Raw genomic sequence first — 1,368 nt, 5'->3', positions numbered from 1 at the left:
GCAATGCTCTCAACTTAAGCCCCATTCCATCAAGCGACCTTGTACGCGAGATGGAGATGGGGTTTGGCTTTTCTGGGCGGTCGTGGGTAAGAGCGCGAGGGCTGAATACGACATCGGGCTCCGTGGATGGCGGGCATGAGATCGGCGAGCCGGTTCAGGCAGCGCTCAATCCGTAGCAGGCACGCGCCGAGGATCGGCTTGAGGGCGCCCAGCGCGTACAGACGGTTTGGATGACTGGTGTGGTCGTCTTTGGCTGGATCGTCCAGGTCATTGAGTAGCGTACACAGGTTATCAGCGACGGTTTTCGCACCGAAGTCCTGCTGCAGCGCCAGGTAATCCAGGCCGGTGACAGCCTCAAGCCGCAGTCGGTGCTTCAGACGTTTGAACGCTTCCTCAATACGCCAGCGTTGATGATAGAGCGCGCCGAAAGCGCTGGCCGGATAACGTTCGCGCTCCAGCAGCGAGGTCATCAGCACACGCACGCGGCCGCTGGGCGTGACGTCCCGGATCAGGCGCACGGTGGTAGGCGTGCGCGCCAGTTCATAGTCGCGGGCATCCTCTTCGTTGGGCGCGCCCAGTGTCACGACCTGCTCGGCCTGGCCGCTGCGCGCAAACGCGCTTACACATTTCCATCCTCGGGTATCCACGCGCAGGCAGAAGTGGATCTCGCGCTGCGCCAGCGCGGCCACCATCATGTTGCCAATATAGCCGCGATCAAGCAGCAGCAGATCGGTGTGCGGCTGAAGCACATCCAGCGCTTCGAACAGCATCTGCCGCTCGGCGCCGTCGGCCGGATGGAGCGCGGCATGCAACGTCAGTTCGGGCCCCGGCAGGAACAGCGCGAACGCGTAGTGATCGGCGCGCAACGCATGGCCCTGGCGGGTCGCCACCCGCAGCCGGGTGCCGTCGGCTGCGACCGGCCTCAGGCCGTTCCAGCGCATCGAGTCAATATGGGGTTGGGCGAGTTCAATCAGACGTGCGCGGGCCCGTTCGAACAGCTCGGCCGACAGCCCCCGGCGCGCCTTGCTGAAGGCCTGTGCACTGACGCCGCGGGTACGCACGCCGCGTTCGCCGAGCTCACCAAACAGGCCATCGAGTTCGGCCTGCACGCTCGCGCACATGCCCGACATCATCAGCGCGGCCATGCGCGGCAATGTCAGTGTGCGATTGCGGGTGAATGCAGTGGGAGAAAGACGCACGCGCTCAGCGAGCGCCGGATCGAACAGGAAATCGGAGAACTCAGCCAGGAGTTGGGAGGACGCTGGTATTTGAGTTCATATCGTCGATTTATCAATCAGTTATGCGATGAAGTTTACAGGTCGAACGCCCCGTATACAAGCCCTTTCGGGCTTAAGTTGAGAGCATTGC

At 62.7% G+C, this 1,368-nt stretch carries 1 protein-coding gene; it reads right to left on the bottom strand.

The genetic code is table 11. The annotated features are described in order from the left end of the window. Nucleotides 1-29 precede the first annotated feature (29 nt). Entirely contained in the window at nt 30-1,226 is a 1,197-nt protein-coding gene (locus M0D64_RS44775) for an IS4 family transposase (protein WP_171929619.1), read from the bottom strand. Between the last annotated feature and the right edge of the window lie 142 nt (nt 1,227-1,368).

It is taken from the genome of Paraburkholderia sp. WS6, from assembly GCF_030464835.1.
GTDB lineage: Bacteria > Pseudomonadota > Gammaproteobacteria > Burkholderiales > Burkholderiaceae > Paraburkholderia > Paraburkholderia madseniana.
This window is presented reverse-complemented; position numbering and strand designations above follow the sequence as displayed.